Below are 14,830 nucleotides of genomic sequence, written 5' to 3' on the forward strand. Positions count from 1 at the left end.
GACTAATGACTAATGACTACAGATTTGAATTTCGTCCATATCAGCGAAGATTTTTGCGATCGCTGACTACCAATCATGGTAAGTGGGATATTCGTGAAGGTATTATCCTCCGTCTCACCGATGAATCAGGTAAAGTCGGCTGGGGAGAAATCGCCCCCATTAGCTGGTTTGGTTCCGAAACCCTAGAACAAGCCTTAGATTTTTGTCGCCAACTCCCAGAAGAAATCACAGACGAGATAATTTTCTCTATCCCAGATGAGTTACCTGCTTGTCAGTTTGGCTTTGAGTCAGCTTGGGAGTGGGGGAGTGGGAAGTGGGGAAATGAATTCTTCTCAATGCCCAATGCCCCATGCCCCATGCCCAATGCCCAATCTTTCAGTGCCTTATTACCATCTGGTGAAGCGGCTTTAAATCAATGGGAAACGTTGTGGCAGCAGGGATATAGCACGTTTAAGTGGAAAATTGGTGTGAATGCGATCGCTGATGAACTAGAAATTTTTGAGTCACTGATACAAACCTTACCAGCCTTTACCAAACTGCGATTAGATGCCAACGGTGGACTCAGCTATGAGGAAGCAAACTTATGGCTGTCGACTTGCGACAATCTCAAGGCAAATGGAGAACTACCCCTAGAAATTGAATTTATCGAACAACCGCTACCCGTTGAGCAATTTCAGCAGATGTTGGAATTGAGTACGAGTTATGAAACTGCGATCGCTTTAGATGAATCTGTCGCCACACTTGGGCAACTTGCTGCTTGTCATCAACAAGGTTGGCGAGGGATTTTTGTGATCAAGCCTGGGATAGTTGGCTCGCCATCTCGTCTGAGAAAGTTTTGTCACCAACATCAAATTGATACTGTATTTTCATCAGTATTTGAAACTGCGATCGCTAGACTTGCAGCACTCCAACTAGCAGCCGAATTATCCCGAAACAACAGGGCAATTGGTTTTGGCATAGACCATTTTTTTGAACAAGAAGAAACCTGGCTTCAAAGTTTATGGAACGACCTTTAGACTGTCTTAATAACCTGGCTCAGAATGATTGGTTTATTGGTTACAACAGCCGTCAATTTAATCAAATAGCTCAAGAATTATATTTAGAACTAACACAACGATCAGCGTGTGGAACACCACCAAAAATTATCTTAGCCGAACGCGAACCATTGCGATTTTTAGCAAGTTTTATTGCTGCTTGTGCAGCTAATTGCCAAGTTTTTCTGTGTAACCCCGACTGGGGAACACAAGAATGGCAACAAGTGTTTGATTTAGTACAGCCAGACATTATTTTGGGAGAACTACTCCACTCTCCCACTCCCCTACTCCCAAGTACAGACACGATTAATCGCGTCTCTCCCCATCTCTTACTCTCTCACTCAGCACTCAGCACTCAGCACTCAGCACTGATTCTGATTCCTACGGGTGGTTCATCAGGAGAAATTAAATTTGCCATTCACACTTGGGAAACTCTCATCTCATCGGTACAAGGATTTACAGAATACTTTCAAATCAAACAAGTCAATTCATTTTGCGTGTTACCGCTATATCACGTTAGCGGTTTAATGCAATTTATGCGCTCTTTTACCACCGCAGGTAAACTAGCTATTCAACTATTTAAAGCCGTAGAATCCGGTCAAATATTAAATATTAAACAATCAAAATTTTTCATATCTTTAGTACCAACACAGTTACAACGTCTCCTGCAAAATCCCCTATTAACTGAATGGCTATCCCAATTTAATACTGTACTTTTGGGAGGTGCGCCAGCATGGAACGAACTACTAGAAAAAGCCAGATTTCACCGCATCCGGTTAGCACCTACCTATGGTATGACAGAAACCGCCTCTCAAATTGCTACCCTCAAACCAGATGATTTTCTCGGCGGTAAAATTAGCAGTGGTCAAATTCTTCCCCATGCAAAAGTAACTATTCGCAATCAGCAAGGTGAGATTTTAAATTCCAATCAAATCGGGAATATCACCATTCATGCTCAATCTTTAGCCCTTGGTTACTATCCTATAGCTAAAGAAAATCAAACTGATTTCCAAGTAGATGATTTAGGTTTTTTAGACGACCAAGGTCATTTAAATATAGTCGGACGTGACAGCGACAAAATTATTACAGGTGGCGAAAATATTTACCCAGCAGAGATTGAATCCGCAATACAAGCAACTCAAATGGTTGCCGATATTTGTGTCATTGGCATTCCAGATAAACACTGGGGACAAGCCTTAACAGCGATTTACATTCCCAAAAAATCAGATATCTCTGCCTTAAAAATCCAAACTCTACTCAAAGACAAACTCAGCAAATTTAAAATCCCTAAATATTGGATTCCCCAGCAAAACTTACCCCGCAACTCCCAAGGTAAAATTAACCGTCAACAGTTACAGCAAATCGCCACAGAATTCCTCCAAAATTCCATCACATAATCTCTCTCGACCTTCTTCTCTCTGCGTCCTCTGCGTCTCTGCGGTTCGTCTCCAACCACTGAACTATCTCATCAGGTAATTCCTGCTTACTTCTACTACTCACATCAATACAAACATGACGAGTAATAGCTTTAGCAACTACCACCTCAGCCACAGTAATTTCATAAGTAATTTCAAACTTCTCAACACCTATTTTTTGCGGAATTAAGCTAATCAGCAACTTGTCCCCAACAAACATAGGGCGCAAAAAATCAACACTAGCATGAACAATGGGAAACCCCACAGACGGATTAGTAAAAAAATCTTTGAGATTAATACTTGATGCTTCTAAAGATTCTTCATAAGCTTCATGGCAAATACCCAAAACATTAGCAAAATAAACTACCCCAGCAGCATCAGTATCTTGAAAGCGAACCGTGCGTTTATAAGTAAAAGACATTTTTGACAATTGAATATTAAAAAACAGCAGGTTTATTCCCTGCTTTACAAACTAATTTTATTGCAACTAAGATAAGTCAGTGATAAAAATTTAATTTCCCCAATTCTGAATTTGTATCGATTTGTTTAGCCTCATTCAATGCTTTGGGGTTAAATATATGGTGAGGAAAGGCGATCGCTTCTACATCGACTCAAACGCCTGAACCTCAAAGTCATTAAACGAGGAAACATTGTAAGACGAAGTTGCTAGAGCTTTCACCAGCTTACCGTCGAGAGTCAGCAAAGTAGCACCTACCTGCTGTGAAAGTGCAACATAAGAGCCATCGTAGGCAGAGATTCCATAATTTAATGCGATCGCAACTGCATCCGCCATCAAGTCAGCTGTAGAGACGACACGCAAAGGGAAGCTTTTGAGAGTTGCTAAATCTGCTGGCACATCAGCAACAGCATAAAGTTTGGCGCGGGCATACTTCCAAATGATGTTGCCACACTCAATGTAAAACAGGTCTGGGACAAAGATTGCAGTTTGAGGATTGCCAAGATGAGCAAACAGTTGATTAACTTTCGGAGTTAGTGGATCATCTGGTATAAATTGCTTAATAGCTACACTTGCGTCTACAACACACCTGAGAGGGATAGTCATCTGTCTCGGTCTTCTCGGATTAACGCAGTACTATCAGGCCATTCCACATCAGTCTGGCGACTCTCACGGCGAAGGCGAATTTCCTCTAAAAGTTTTGGGACATTTTTTCGTCTTTCGTCTTCTGTTCGCTGTGCTTCAGTTTTTAAAGCTTGTTCTAACAGAGTTATAACTTGGGCGTTAATGGAACGGTGTTCAGATGCCGCTAACTCTTGCAGCTTTGCATACAAGTCATCGGGTAAATTTCTTACATAAAGGGTAGCCATCGCTTTACCTCGAAGCAGGATTTATGATTATGATAGCATTATGCAAGCAAAAGGGCGGAGTGGGGTGATGTATCTCACTTTTGATAAATTTTAATTAAGTTCCAATTATGATTATAATACCCAAAAAAATCAGTCAAATTGTGGCTTGACCCTCAAAACCTATGATTCATAAATAAAAAGTAATTTGACAGTTAGATTTAATCTAGATATTCATAAATAATTACTTTGGAGAATTAATTCTTGTGAGCAGCAATAGTTCAAGTCCATTAAAGGTTGTTCTTTGGCAACCTTGTCGCTGGGGTAAAAAATACTTAGATACCAATACAAATGCTTTAGTTGAACCGACATTTTATCAAGAAGAAATTTATTCTTGGGAACCCTTTGGAGATCCCTTTGGTTCAGTGACTAGTAGTGAGCAAACTCAGCGACTAAGAGAAGAATTAATTGAAAAATTTACACTAGTAATAAAACCTGAAAAGCGTGGAATTGAACAGTTTAAGCAAGTCATCCAAGTAATAGACGAGATATTGTCTAATGATCAATCATCTTGGAGTGATTTAGAAGAGCTTGGACGCTTATCTAATAGTGATAGTGTCAACCTTCGTCAACATCAACTTTTGGCCTTACGCCAGCATATTCAGTGGGTGTGTGATACCTTTGTTAATGTTCCAAATGTCAATGTGTCCCTTCATTAAAAGAATAACCTTATGACATTAAAATTGTTTAGTAAAGAAGATGCACTAAAATGTATCGCCCAAATAGGTAAGAATGGGGAGCCATTTGAAATATCTCTTGGTGAAGATATTTGTTTTGGACGTGACAAATGGGTGAATGTCGGAACTATTACATTACAACCAGGAGGGCAATATATTGAAAATGAAACTAGATATGATGAGTATTGTGCAGCTAAATTTGGTGGGTTTGAATGGCAAATACTATCCTTAGAGAAACTCAATAATAATATTACTGAAGCTCTGGAGAATTCACAGAGTAAAGATAGAGTTCAAAAAGCTTTTAGGGAAGGATTGCAGGATGTACTCCGGAGAACATTATTACTTTTACCTATTTTTGATGTTGAAACTATTGGCAAAATACCTTTGCAAAAACCGATAACTATTGTTACAGATACATCAGCTATTCACCAAGGAGGACTTGATTTTATATGTCGGTTTCTTAGTCCTTGGGCAAAAATAAAAGTACCAGCTATTGTTCACATGGAAATAATTAATCAGGTAGATAGGTACTTTGCAACTCGTAGAGAGAGTCAAAAAAAGAACAAACCTGTTGCTGCGGCACTTCGAGAACATATTCTCAGCCAGGGTGGTCAACGAACTTTACTTCGTCTAGAATTTTCAGATGCAGAAATAGAACGTGGTGACTTAGGTGCAGATCCCCTCCGGGGTATTGTGACACCGAGTAGCGATCCTGAAGATGGTAATCTTAAACTACAAGAGATTGTTAGAAGTTTTGCTGATCGTCTGATTTTAGAAACTGCACGACGCTTTCAAACTCAAGTTCGCCCGGATCATGCTCTAGCTCTTCTAACTAGCGATCAAGGTCTAGCCAGAATGACAATGGCTGAAGGAATGGATGTGTTCTTTTTTGAATCTCGCTCCTTTCCTAAATTTGATAGTAGAAAACTCACTGGCTCTCTTTTTCATCCTTTCAGTCAAAAAATATATACAGTACCACTAACAGATGTCCTTTGGGAATTAGCTGTATCTTTTGGTTGCCTGCGCTTGCAAAATTACAACACTAACGAGTCATTAGAGCTATGGGGCATACCTAGTGGTGAATATACTTGGCAACCACTTCACGTTAAAGATGATCTTCTTTGGGGAATTTTTAACTCTGGAACATCCTCTACAACAACAGATAATACCTCTATTGCGCTATCAACCGACATAGAAAGCTCAGGTCATACTGATGCAGTCTCTAGCGAAAATATAGAAAAAATAGCTACAGCTAAGGCATATGCATTTAGTCCAGATCAGATGTTCTTGCTGATAAAAATGTTAGTAGACAAGGGAGAATTAACTAATCAAGAAGCTCAAGATAAATTAGGATTAAAACATCAAGAACGTTATAATTTGTATAAAAATTTCCTGAAGAGTGGTTCATTCGTTGAAATTAATGATAGCAAAATCATCTGTACAGAATTACTTAAATCTCTATGGCAAAGTGTACTGGATGAAGATCATATTAAAATTTTATTTTATTTGAAGAAAATACCATCATTTGAAGCACTATATAACCATGTAAATCAAGGTAGGGCTGTTGAATATAGCACATTACCAATTTTCAATAACGCCAAATCAACTTATATCAAGCTCGGTGAGGCAGCATGTGCTTGGTTGAATATACAAAACAAAAAAATTGTTACCACTGATAACATACCTGATCTACCAGATTTTGCTAATTTAGCAGTAGAGGTTTATAAATTAATTCGTTCACAGGAAGACACAGAGTGGATACTTACTGGTCGCTGGTTAGAAGAATTAGCTATTAAATATGCTGTTCATCCCATATTGGCTAGAAAACTAGTGAAAAAAGCACAAGAACAAAACTTAGTCAATGTCTATGCTGAAGGATCTACTCCAGATACTCGTTTTGAACAGCACGATTTGTGGATAATTAAGACAAGTGACAGACTTCCACAGTTAGAAAAAGTTTATCTGTATCATGGAGATTTTCTTATACCTGGTACATCTGCTGTACGTATCAAGCTAGAAGGAGTTAAAAATGCCTCTTGAAAATCTATTTACAAATGAGGCGACTGCTAACGCACCAGAAGAACAACCCAAATTACTCTATAAAAAGTTTGGTGTGTTGAGTAACCCTTTTCCCAGTGCTGGGCAAACCAGTGGTCATCCGCATATGTCAACAGAAGCAGATAAGCAAGTTGATGCTGCGGTCAAGACATTTTATTCAGATCGCAAGTCTCATGTAATTTCAATAACTGCTAGTCAGGGAATTGGAAAGACTAACCTTCTGAATGCTTATGAAAATGCTTTGCGTGAAAAACTTTCTCAACATGGTTTTTTCGTTATTAGATACGTTCCAGATCCAGAACCATTTTTTGATCCACTCATTAGGTCTATATTTGAAAATTTGGGAGAAGACTACTTACGTCGCTCAATTGATGCACTTGCAAAGAGGAAGCAAGAGATAGATGATATTGATAAATTATTAGAATTTGTGCGAATGAGCGAAATTAAAATAATGCTTAAGGCTCTTTTGAGTGTTATTAATTCCGAAGAAAAACTAAATGAGCGCCTATCTTTAGCATATCAATGGCTTTTAGGATTACCTGTAAGAAAAACTCATCAAACTGAACTGGGAGTAAATTTTCGTCTAGATACTGTAGAAGCGAAAACAAGAGCATTGCGAGACATTGTATATTTTGGTTCAGAAATGAAGACTTTAGAGGGTATTTTTATTCTTCTTGATGAATTGGAAAAACAGAATGGTAGCTTATCAAAAACTATTGTTTTAAGATATTTATCTGCTCTGCGGGCTTTAATTGATGCACTACCTAAATATCTTTTCTTAATGGTTGCTTTAACTACAGATGCCCTTGAACGTTACCGTGAGATGCTTCCAGCTATTAGAGGTCGTCTTGCTAATGAAGTTCAACTTTCACCTATAAGAAATGAAGAGGAAGCCGTAAAATTATTCAAATTCTACTTGGAACAGGCCAAAATGGAAGCCAGAAATTTTGCACAAAACAAACAATTACAAGAAGGAAATGATGTACTTTTACATGAAGATTCTGCTCGACTCTTATTTCACCAATTATTGAGAGGTAGTAACATTAAAGGCGTGCGACAACGTGATTACCTTAATGCTCTTTATGAAAAAGCAGATGAGTCCATCAATGAATCTATGCCGGCATTCTTTTAGTTAAGTTTTTTGAAGCTCTTGCTAACTTTAAGAATTCAATAGGCGCTTATCAAGAATAAATCACAGTTAAGCCGTTGCTCAGATTAAATCTAATCAATGGCTTACGTCGTTAATAACATTTGTAAAATCTAATTTTTCTTCAACGGAGAGGGGGAGATTCGAACTCCCGGAGGTTTTAGCCTCATCCGATTTCAAGTCGGACGCAATCGACCACTCTGCCACCTCTCCAGTAAATCTGTCAAACTTGTGCTGATCCTAGTTTCAGACGCTATTCAGGCGCTTTTGTTGGTTAGCACTAAACTTGACAGATCATACTATACCCTATTATCTACGCAGATTGCACTACTGGATGCGAATGTCTACGACACAATACGCGATCGCTCATACAAAATTTCCCCCTTAGCCACCTGAAAGTCATTCCCCACCCAAACTAGGGAAACTTGCGAAACCACACCCGCCTCTAGGGTGACAATAGAAAAGTTACGCAACTTCTCGCCATCATTTTCCACAATCCTGGGGACACTAGCCGCATTTAAGTAAATTGTCCCCTCTGGACTTCTAAAGATGGGTTTGCGCTGCACCTTCTTGGTATGGCGCAAATCTCGGTGCATGTGACCAAATGTCACCAGAGGAATGGTTTTACCAGCAGTCAAGGCATGAGAAATCGCCTCGCCAAAATCTGGATCGCCAAAATCGCCGCCAATTGGGTGCCAGTCTTTGCCGCAGGGATCTTCGGGGCGATCGCCTAACCCACTAGGCCCATTGTGACCCAAAAATATAATCGTCTCGTAGGCGGCGCTTTTGATCGCTTTCACGATGCGATCGGCGGATTCTTCCAAACTCGTCACACCGTAACGTTCTTGACAGATTTCCGCGAATTTCCACTCTGGGCCACCCCAGGTAAAGGGACGACCCCCCACGACAGTTAAATTCCAAGCGGGAAAATCCAACTTACCATAACCAACATGGGACGGGCCTAATAAATCGAGTTGTTCCTGTACCCAGTCTTCCTTAGATCGGTCATAAGGAGCCTTTTTGCGTCCCCATTCGGTGGCGGTGTACCAGGCATCATGGTTGCCCATCACGGCTGCTTTGGGAATATCGAGAGAGGCGATCGCTCTGACCACTTCCACCGACTCGTTGCCAAAATCCCCGACAAACAGCACTAAGTCAACACCCAAATGCTTGAGTGCAACGCCATCTTCCACTTCCCATTGGTCGTGAATATCTCCAACTACAGCAATTTTGAGGTTTATCGATTGAGTTTTCTGACTGGTCATGCCACTTTCCTTGCCGTCTATCTCCAGGATATGAAACTCAGCCCGATTTGGACACAACCCCAAAATATCAACCGTCCACTATTTTTGGTAAAAACTACTATAATTGAATCCACAGGACATACATTTGCAACATAAAGCACCCCTAAACTGTGTTTACTACTGCATTAGCTCAACGAGAAAAAACCCAACCGGGTGAACTACCACTAGATTTGTTTGCCGCCATTGAGAGTCTCAAAAAAGAACTCAACGCAGTTATCCTGGCACATTATTATCAAGAGCCAGATATTCAGGATATTGCCGACTTTATTGGGGATTCATTACAACTGGCAAGAGCCGCCGAAAAAACCAATGCGGATGTGATTGTCTTTGCTGGCGTTCACTTCATGGCAGAAACAGCAAAGATACTTAATCCCGATAAATTAGTACTTTTACCAGATTTGAATGCTGGTTGTTCTTTAGCAGACAGTTGTCCAGCAGATGAGTTTGCAGCTTTTAAAGCAGCGCATCCAGATCATTTGGTGGTGTCTTACATCAACTGTTCTGCTGATATCAAGGCGATGAGCGATATTATTTGCACAAGTTCCAACGCTGTGAAAATTGTGCAGCAGATACCGAAAGAACAGCCGATTATTTTTGCCCCAGATCGGAATTTGGGGCGGTATGTGATGGAACAGACGGGACGAGATTTGGTGCTATGGCAAGGTAGCTGTGTTGTCCATGAAACCTTTTCAGAAAAGAAAATTGTCCAGTTAAAAATTGCCCATCCCGAAGCAGAGGCGATCGCACACCCAGAATGTGAAAGTAGTGTATTGCGCCACGCCAGCTTTATTGGCTCTACAGCCGCTTTACTCAAGTATTGTCAAAGCAGCCCCACGAAAGAATTTATCGTTGCTACAGAGCCGGGAATCATTCACCAAATGCAAAAACTAGCTCCTGACAAGCATTTTATTCCTGCCCCGCCGATGAATAACTGCGCTTGTAACGAATGTCCCTTTATGCGGTTAAACACCCTAGAAAAGCTTTACTGGGCAATGAAAAATCGCACTCCCGAAATTACTATGTCAGAGGATATTCGGCTGGCTGCACTGCGACCAATGCAAAGAATGCTGGAGATGAGCGTGTAACCAGTATTTTTTATCCATAAGTTAGAGACGCAGTTTTGTTGCGATCTCTACCTACAAAGTTATTTTTTCTAGCCACTTGTTAATTATAAAAGGTGGTGCTAAGATTTTAAATCGTGAGACAAATCGGGTCGGTGTCCGAGTGGTTAATGGAGACGGACTGTAAATCCGTTGGCTTGCGCCTACGCTGGTTCAAATCCAGCCCGGCCCACCACTTACGAAGTTATAAGTTATAATGACTGGGTAAGCATCAAAACTCCCAGCATTTTAACTTTTAGCTGGAAAATCGAAACCAAATTTCGCCCGTGTGGCTCAGTGGTAGAGCACACCCTTGGTAAGGGTGAGGTCACGAGTTCAATCCTCGTCACGGGCTTTTTAGATTGATGAAATAATCAACGTAAAAGCAAGGGCTTTAGGCTTTCTCCAGAGATACTTAGCAGTCCTAAAACATCCTAGATTGTCCTAAACGTGTCTTAAGCATAGGACAGTCTGATGAGGGGTTGCCAGAGATATCTCAAATCTTTAACTTAGATGCAGACCTGTAAAATCTTCTATGTGTCCTTAGACTACCTGGCTGGTGCGGGTAAATCGAAATATTTCCCAGACTATCGAAACATTTCGATAAAGGTTAAATCAGGCGGTCTTGGTACTGGTTAACAATGTCTTGGGGGTCATCCTGTAGAATCTTGGCGCGTCTAGGGTTGGATGATGCCTTAATAACCCTGCGATTACCTGTCCTTTGTTTAGTCTCAAGGACTTTTATTAAGCGCCGTTGCTGTGCGGGGGTCAACCGATCAAATATGTTCCTTTGGTCAGCATTCAAATCAAACTTAATAAATACTTGGTTGCGGTTAATCATTGGTTTTCCTTTGTGTGATTAGTTTCTGGAAAATGAGTCTCAGGTAATCCCAACTCAGCCTCTAGCGATTTGAGGTTGATACTTACACTTACAACAGGGTCAGGGATAACCTCTCTAACCATCCGATCCTTAACTAACTGGCTGGCCCATTCCCCCATCTCCTTAAGCATCCTGGCAACCCTCAGATTGTTATCAGCATTGAACTGGGCGGCTAGGGAGTCAACAGCCTCTAGAGCGATCGCTAGGAGCCTTTCTTGTCTGGCATCAGTGGTTAAGCCATCGGCTGAGGCATTAGTAGTTAACCTTGGGGCTACCGGGGTAGTCCGGTAGGTTGCCTGGGGATTCTGGGGTAAACTGTGCTTTTTATGGCTATAAACCATCTGGGGTGTTACATGAACCCCCAGAGTTATCAGGTGATCAACTAGGGCGGTTGCTGGTAGCCCCAGGCTGACCTTAGCCGCAAAGCTTTGCCTAGCCTCAGCATTAAGCGCACAAATAGGGCAAGTGATATTTCTAGCCATTGGTCTTGACCTCCTTAATAGCCTCTACAAGCGCGTCTAGACCTTCTAAGAAATCATTGGAGTCTACTGATGCCAAATACTCTAAACATTCCCCATAGGCGCGTCTAGTACCCTCTGTCATCTGATTAGTTTTCAGTATTTCTCTGACTACTTCTGATATTGGTAGTTCTGACTTAGCGGATAAGTCAGCCAGATAGTTGTAAGTGCTTTCCTCAACTCGAAATGACAATGCTTTGGTTTTCATTTTATTTGTCCCATTTACCTGATTTAGTCAAATACATCTTTTATGAGTTTTTGGCATTTCAGGTGATTTTTGTATTTGACTAAGTAGTTAGTACAAGACCAAATAAACCAAGGATTAAACAAATGTCTGGTAACTTTAAACTAGAGATCGCTAACCATCAAAAAATGATTGATGAGTTATTTGCAGAACAGGCTAAAAAGCAACAGGCTGAGGCTGACCAAGCCCGACTTAAGGCAGAGTCAAACCATCAAACTATGCTTTTCTTAGAAAGATTTATGGATGCCTCTATCCGTGTAGGCAGTCTCAACTCATCCCAGGTTGAACTATACTTAACCCAAATCAGAAAAGCCTATGGTGATCAAGCCACCATTTGTAAGTATGTATCTGTAGTAACTCGGTTATTAACCCATGATTTTTATGGGGTCGAGTCAAATACTTTTAGACCGGGCAATGGCGGTTTGATTTTCAAAGGGGAATCCTACAAAGACTCAAAGGAACTGTATGAGTACTTCGTTTCCTTTATGGCAGACTTTGACCCTCTAGACTCTCAAGTATGGTTTGATCATATTTTGACTCAGGTATTTTCTGATCCTACCTTTCTCCCAGCAGAGGTTAAGCGGGAAGAATGGAGAACTAGATTTGTACCCAAGTTGCAAGAGTTGGTAGAGGAGGCTAATAACTCTGTTAGCCTTCCAGACCTTGACAGCCTGACAACCGAGGATTCCTTTCTCATCCAAAGTCTAATGGGTGGTTTCTAAACCGTGTAGTAAGTCATAGTTTAGCCCCGTAGGTCTTGTTACTTACTGGGGTTTTGTTGTGAGTAAGAAGTGATGTGTATTGATTCCTATTAGAGTCTTAGGATTCTCATTAGTCTGACAGAGGAGATTTCAGATTTCTAGGTGGACTAATCATTGTCTTAGACTCTCAGATATACTCTGTGGGCATCCTTTGTAACCTTAAGACCCCTGGCTGGCGCGAGGTGATCACTGGTTTTTACCTTATGCGTTTAGGGATTACCTTGATATGCAAAAGGCCCCCCAGTGTTGTCATGGGGGGCTTGGTGGTTACTTAACAGTCATAAGTGATTTAGGAGTCATCTAGACTATCTAGGTAATCTTGGTCTACTAAATCCTCAAAGGAAAACTGAGGAACTAAAAGGTAGTTAAATAAGTACTTATACTCACCGATGGATATTGCGTAGAGGTTGATTTGCTCTGTTGAGTATCTATCTTTTGAACTTCCCCTTAAAGAAGAAGAAGATAGATACTCAGAAGAAGTTGCTACTCTTGTCCACTTCATATCCCATCAACTCTAAAATACCCTGAGCTACTAATCCCGGTTTGGTCATATCAACCTTTACCCCTAACATTCGGAGTTTTGTTGAACCCAAGGCTTGAATGGTTGTTACAAAGTCCCCAAGGTCTGCTTTAGTAAAGCTACCCCTTTCGATAATGGGAGTCAGGGCGGCAGCTAGGGTTAGCATGGTATTCTTAATCTCCCGGTTATTCTCAGCACTGATGTTATTAATCTGCCCTAGACCTTTAATATCTCTATCAAATGCCTTCTGCTTACACATCTTGGCAATGCTATGGACTTCCAAGGCATTCTTCCCCTTCTTTTTGAACCAGAGGATATCCTCGACGCACACATCAACTCCAAATATCCTTGTGAAATGATATTTACTTAATGAGGCTTGCTGAGTCTTTGTTAATGCCTGATCTTGCCTAACCATTGAGTATAGAAGATCAGCTTCTGTATCAGAGATTTCAGGGGCATCAAGGATGATTTGGGCATCAGCAGCTTTCAAGTTATCCTTTGTAGCTTTTATCACCTCGCGGGTAATGGTCTTGCCTATGGACTCAGCATCAGAAATGTTATGTCCTTGCTCTTTGACCTTAACCCAGAACCGAGTCCCTCTGAGTTTCCTATCATCCAAACCCGCAGCCAAGTACTCGCCAGTGAACGCACAGGCAACCTCAGCATCAGGGTGGTTAGGAATATGTACTTGGTACTCATCAACACCCTCACAGTCCATCCCGCGCACTTCGGGGCGACTAAGCCAATCCGAGTTTAAGCTATTGGTTTCTAATAGAATAATCTTGTCCTGGGTATTCTGAATATAATCCCAATCAGCAGGTTTGTCATTGATGTAGGCATAGACACTACCGAGGGGATATCGAACCCTACCGATCGCCTGTAAACAATCAGTTGCCCCTAAATTTTTAGGGTTATCAAAGATACCAACCACATCATGAAAATGCTTACAGTTAATGTCAGTTCCAGTGCCCAAGGTCGGACTGGTAACTATCACCTGATACTGTTGTACTAAACTATTAATATCTGACAGGTCATGCTCAGACTTATTGTCAGCAGTAAACAGAATCATGGCAACTCCGGGGTGCTTAGTTTTCAGTTCGGTAAAAAGTGCCTCGGCTTCCAACGCGGAGTCTAAGGTTACATAGACATTTCGGTTTTGGGTAATAGCGTTCAAAACCTGACTCCGAGCTTCATCAGCGCTTGCGACTTTTACATAGTTCTTCTGATAAGGTTGATGCTCATTGACATAGACTTGGGCGCTGTCTGATCCTGATAGATATTTGAGAAGGTCAAGCTCTTTAGGTGAAATAGTAGCTGAGGTTGCAATAACCGATGATGAGACAGTAGCTAATACCCTAAGCGCTTCAAAGCATTTTGTGCGAGTGGCAGCTATTCGGGTTCCAGTAGCGCTTAAGGTATAGTTAAATGCTTGGTCAGCTTCATCCAGAATCAGGACATCCTTAACCCCTGCTTTGTTCGACCACCCCTTGACCATTAGCAAGTGTAAGCTGTCATAGGTAGTAATAAGGCGACTAACATCTGAGATATTAGGGTACTTTGCGATCGCCGCCTTGTTATCATAGGTAATAAAACCAAACTCAGCCAAATCATGTTCCCACTGGCGGACTAGTTGCACCCGGTGGCATATAACTCTAATCCGCGCATTAGGATTATTGGTTAAGATATCTCGGATTTGATCTACAAGGGATCTGGTCTTACCTGTCCCGATAGAAGACTGGATGATTGTAATCTTCTCCTTGTCGAAGTCTATACCCATCTCAGAGACAAACTGAGAGTTCTTTGTAACCGC

General features: G+C 41.2%; 15 protein-coding genes and 3 tRNA genes. 9 read left to right on the forward strand and 9 right to left on the reverse strand.

Translation table 11 applies throughout. The features are described from left to right. The first annotated feature begins 5 nt into the window (after positions 1-5). Both HWQ43_RS09755 and HWQ43_RS09760 read left to right on the forward strand, forming a co-directional pair. Positions 6-1,016 carry an o-succinylbenzoate synthase gene (locus HWQ43_RS09755; protein WP_292732474.1) on the forward strand — a complete coding sequence of 337 codons (1,011 nt, stop codon included), beginning with the start codon at positions 6-8 and terminating at the stop codon, positions 1,014-1,016. Beyond that, complete coding sequence (locus HWQ43_RS09760; protein ID WP_292732476.1) at positions 1,001-2,431, forward strand: 2-succinylbenzoate--CoA ligase; 1,431 nt, start codon at positions 1,001-1,003, stop codon at positions 2,429-2,431. Before HWQ43_RS09755 ends, HWQ43_RS09760 begins: the two co-directional genes overlap by 16 nt. On the opposite strand, the gene HWQ43_RS09765 is transcribed toward HWQ43_RS09760, so the two are convergent. The 3 genes from HWQ43_RS09765 to HWQ43_RS09775 form a co-directional block, all read right to left on the reverse strand. Continuing rightward, positions 2,424-2,870 carry a thioesterase family protein gene (locus HWQ43_RS09765; RefSeq protein WP_292732478.1) on the reverse strand — a complete coding sequence of 149 codons (447 nt, stop codon included), beginning with the start codon at positions 2,868-2,870 and terminating at the stop codon, positions 2,424-2,426. The genes HWQ43_RS09760 and HWQ43_RS09765 overlap by 8 nt on opposite strands. Positions 2,871-3,050: 180 nt before the next feature. Continuing rightward, on the reverse strand, positions 3,051-3,512 hold the full coding sequence (locus HWQ43_RS09770) for a type II toxin-antitoxin system VapC family toxin (RefSeq protein ID WP_292732480.1): 462 nt from the start codon (positions 3,510-3,512) through the stop codon (positions 3,051-3,053). Further along, positions 3,509-3,775 (reverse strand): Arc family DNA-binding protein, encoded by a 267-nt coding sequence (locus HWQ43_RS09775; RefSeq protein WP_292732482.1) that lies wholly within the window; start codon positions 3,773-3,775, stop codon positions 3,509-3,511. The genes HWQ43_RS09770 and HWQ43_RS09775 overlap by 4 nt, the downstream gene beginning before the upstream one ends. Positions 3,776-4,017: 242 nt before the next feature. Between HWQ43_RS09775 and HWQ43_RS09780 the strand changes: the two genes are divergently transcribed. Genes HWQ43_RS09780 through HWQ43_RS09790 form a run of 3 tightly spaced genes read left to right on the forward strand, consistent with a single transcriptional unit; the run spans position 4,018 to position 7,678 of the window. Further along, a complete protein-coding gene (locus tag HWQ43_RS09780) occupies positions 4,018-4,470 on the forward strand; it encodes a hypothetical protein (protein ID WP_292732485.1) in 453 nt (150 codons plus the stop codon). Positions 4,471-4,482: 12 nt separating this feature from the next. Continuing rightward, complete coding sequence (locus HWQ43_RS09785; RefSeq protein WP_292732487.1) at positions 4,483-6,528, forward strand: hypothetical protein; 2,046 nt, start codon at positions 4,483-4,485, stop codon at positions 6,526-6,528. After that, positions 6,518-7,678: a P-loop NTPase fold protein gene (locus HWQ43_RS09790; protein ID WP_292732489.1), complete on the forward strand. Its 1,161-nt coding sequence runs from the start codon at positions 6,518-6,520 to the stop codon at positions 7,676-7,678. The genes HWQ43_RS09785 and HWQ43_RS09790 overlap by 11 nt, the downstream gene beginning before the upstream one ends. A 143-nt stretch (positions 7,679-7,821) precedes the next feature. Here the strand turns inward: HWQ43_RS09790 and HWQ43_RS09795 are convergent. Next, positions 7,822-7,906: transfer RNA gene (locus tag HWQ43_RS09795), tRNA-Ser, on the reverse strand. 131 nt (positions 7,907-8,037) lie between these two features. Next, positions 8,038-8,958 carry a TIGR04168 family protein gene (locus HWQ43_RS09800; protein ID WP_292732491.1) on the reverse strand — a complete coding sequence of 307 codons (921 nt, stop codon included), beginning with the start codon at positions 8,956-8,958 and terminating at the stop codon, positions 8,038-8,040. A gap of 149 nt (positions 8,959-9,107) precedes the next feature. Between HWQ43_RS09800 and nadA the strand changes: the two genes are divergently transcribed. The 3 genes from nadA to HWQ43_RS09815 all read left to right on the forward strand — a co-directional run bounded on the left by nadA (position 9,108) and on the right by HWQ43_RS09815 (position 10,452). Further along, positions 9,108-10,082 (forward strand): quinolinate synthase NadA, encoded by a 975-nt coding sequence (gene nadA / locus HWQ43_RS09805; RefSeq protein WP_292732493.1) that lies wholly within the window; start codon positions 9,108-9,110, stop codon positions 10,080-10,082. Positions 10,083-10,207: 125 nt separating this feature from the next. Continuing rightward, positions 10,208-10,293 (forward strand) — tRNA-Tyr (locus HWQ43_RS09810). 87 nt (positions 10,294-10,380) lie between these two features. Beyond that, positions 10,381-10,452: transfer RNA gene (locus HWQ43_RS09815), tRNA-Thr, on the forward strand. 255 nt (positions 10,453-10,707) lie between these two features. On the opposite strand, the gene HWQ43_RS09820 is transcribed toward HWQ43_RS09815, so the two are convergent. Genes HWQ43_RS09820 through HWQ43_RS09830 form a run of 3 tightly spaced genes read right to left on the reverse strand, consistent with a single transcriptional unit; the run spans position 10,708 to position 11,703 of the window. Further along, positions 10,708-10,938: a hypothetical protein gene (locus HWQ43_RS09820; RefSeq protein WP_292732495.1), complete on the reverse strand. Its 231-nt coding sequence runs from the start codon at positions 10,936-10,938 to the stop codon at positions 10,708-10,710. Then, complete coding sequence (locus HWQ43_RS09825) at positions 10,935-11,459, reverse strand: hypothetical protein (RefSeq protein WP_292732497.1); 525 nt, start codon at positions 11,457-11,459, stop codon at positions 10,935-10,937. Before HWQ43_RS09825 ends, HWQ43_RS09820 begins: the two co-directional genes overlap by 4 nt. Beyond that, positions 11,452-11,703 (reverse strand): hypothetical protein, encoded by a 252-nt coding sequence (locus tag HWQ43_RS09830; RefSeq protein ID WP_292732499.1) that lies wholly within the window; start codon positions 11,701-11,703, stop codon positions 11,452-11,454. The genes HWQ43_RS09825 and HWQ43_RS09830 overlap by 8 nt, the downstream gene beginning before the upstream one ends. 122 nt (positions 11,704-11,825) lie before the next feature. On the opposite strand from HWQ43_RS09830, the gene HWQ43_RS09835 reads away from it, so the two are divergent. Then, the gene (locus tag HWQ43_RS09835; RefSeq protein ID WP_292732501.1) at positions 11,826-12,461 is read left to right on the forward strand and encodes a hypothetical protein; all 636 of its coding nucleotides are present in this window, start codon (positions 11,826-11,828) and stop codon (positions 12,459-12,461) included. Between the two features lie 509 nt (positions 12,462-12,970). Here the strand turns inward: HWQ43_RS09835 and HWQ43_RS09840 are convergent. Next, positions 12,971-14,797 carry a DEAD/DEAH box helicase family protein gene (locus HWQ43_RS09840; protein ID WP_292732503.1) on the reverse strand — a complete coding sequence of 609 codons (1,827 nt, stop codon included), beginning with the start codon at positions 14,795-14,797 and terminating at the stop codon, positions 12,971-12,973. Positions 14,798-14,830: the final 33 nt, after the last annotated feature.

The sequence above is a fragment of the Nostoc sp. JL31 genome, from assembly GCF_017114965.1.
Lineage (GTDB): Bacteria > Cyanobacteriota > Cyanobacteriia > Cyanobacteriales > Nostocaceae > Nostoc > Nostoc punctiforme_A.

What these genes read in the sequence shown, in the direction of transcription:
- HWQ43_RS09755 (WP_292732474.1), top strand. Translation starts at nt 6, where the DNA reads ATGACTAATGACTACAGATTTGAATTTCGTCCATATCAGCGAAGATTT.
- HWQ43_RS09760 (WP_292732476.1), top strand. Translation starts at nt 1,001, where the DNA reads ATGGAACGACCTTTAGACTGTCTTAATAACCTGGCTCAGAATGATTGG.
- HWQ43_RS09765 (WP_292732478.1), bottom strand. Translation starts at nt 2,870, where the DNA reads ATGTCTTTTACTTATAAACGCACGGTTCGCTTTCAAGATACTGATGCT.
- HWQ43_RS09770 (WP_292732480.1), bottom strand. Translation starts at nt 3,512, where the DNA reads ATGACTATCCCTCTCAGGTGTGTTGTAGACGCAAGTGTAGCTATTAAG.
- HWQ43_RS09775 (WP_292732482.1), bottom strand. Translation starts at nt 3,775, where the DNA reads ATGGCTACCCTTTATGTAAGAAATTTACCCGATGACTTGTATGCAAAG.
- HWQ43_RS09785 (WP_292732487.1), top strand. Translation starts at nt 4,483, where the DNA reads ATGACATTAAAATTGTTTAGTAAAGAAGATGCACTAAAATGTATCGCC.
- HWQ43_RS09790 (WP_292732489.1), top strand. Translation starts at nt 6,518, where the DNA reads ATGCCTCTTGAAAATCTATTTACAAATGAGGCGACTGCTAACGCACCA.
- HWQ43_RS09800 (WP_292732491.1), bottom strand. Translation starts at nt 8,958, where the DNA reads ATGACCAGTCAGAAAACTCAATCGATAAACCTCAAAATTGCTGTAGTT.
- HWQ43_RS09820 (WP_292732495.1), bottom strand. Translation starts at nt 10,938, where the DNA reads ATGATTAACCGCAACCAAGTATTTATTAAGTTTGATTTGAATGCTGAC.
- HWQ43_RS09825 (WP_292732497.1), bottom strand. Translation starts at nt 11,459, where the DNA reads ATGGCTAGAAATATCACTTGCCCTATTTGTGCGCTTAATGCTGAGGCT.
- HWQ43_RS09830 (WP_292732499.1), bottom strand. Translation starts at nt 11,703, where the DNA reads ATGAAAACCAAAGCATTGTCATTTCGAGTTGAGGAAAGCACTTACAAC.
- HWQ43_RS09835 (WP_292732501.1), top strand. Translation starts at nt 11,826, where the DNA reads ATGTCTGGTAACTTTAAACTAGAGATCGCTAACCATCAAAAAATGATT.
- HWQ43_RS09840 (WP_292732503.1), bottom strand. Translation starts at nt 14,797, where the DNA reads ATGGGTATAGACTTCGACAAGGAGAAGATTACAATCATCCAGTCTTCT.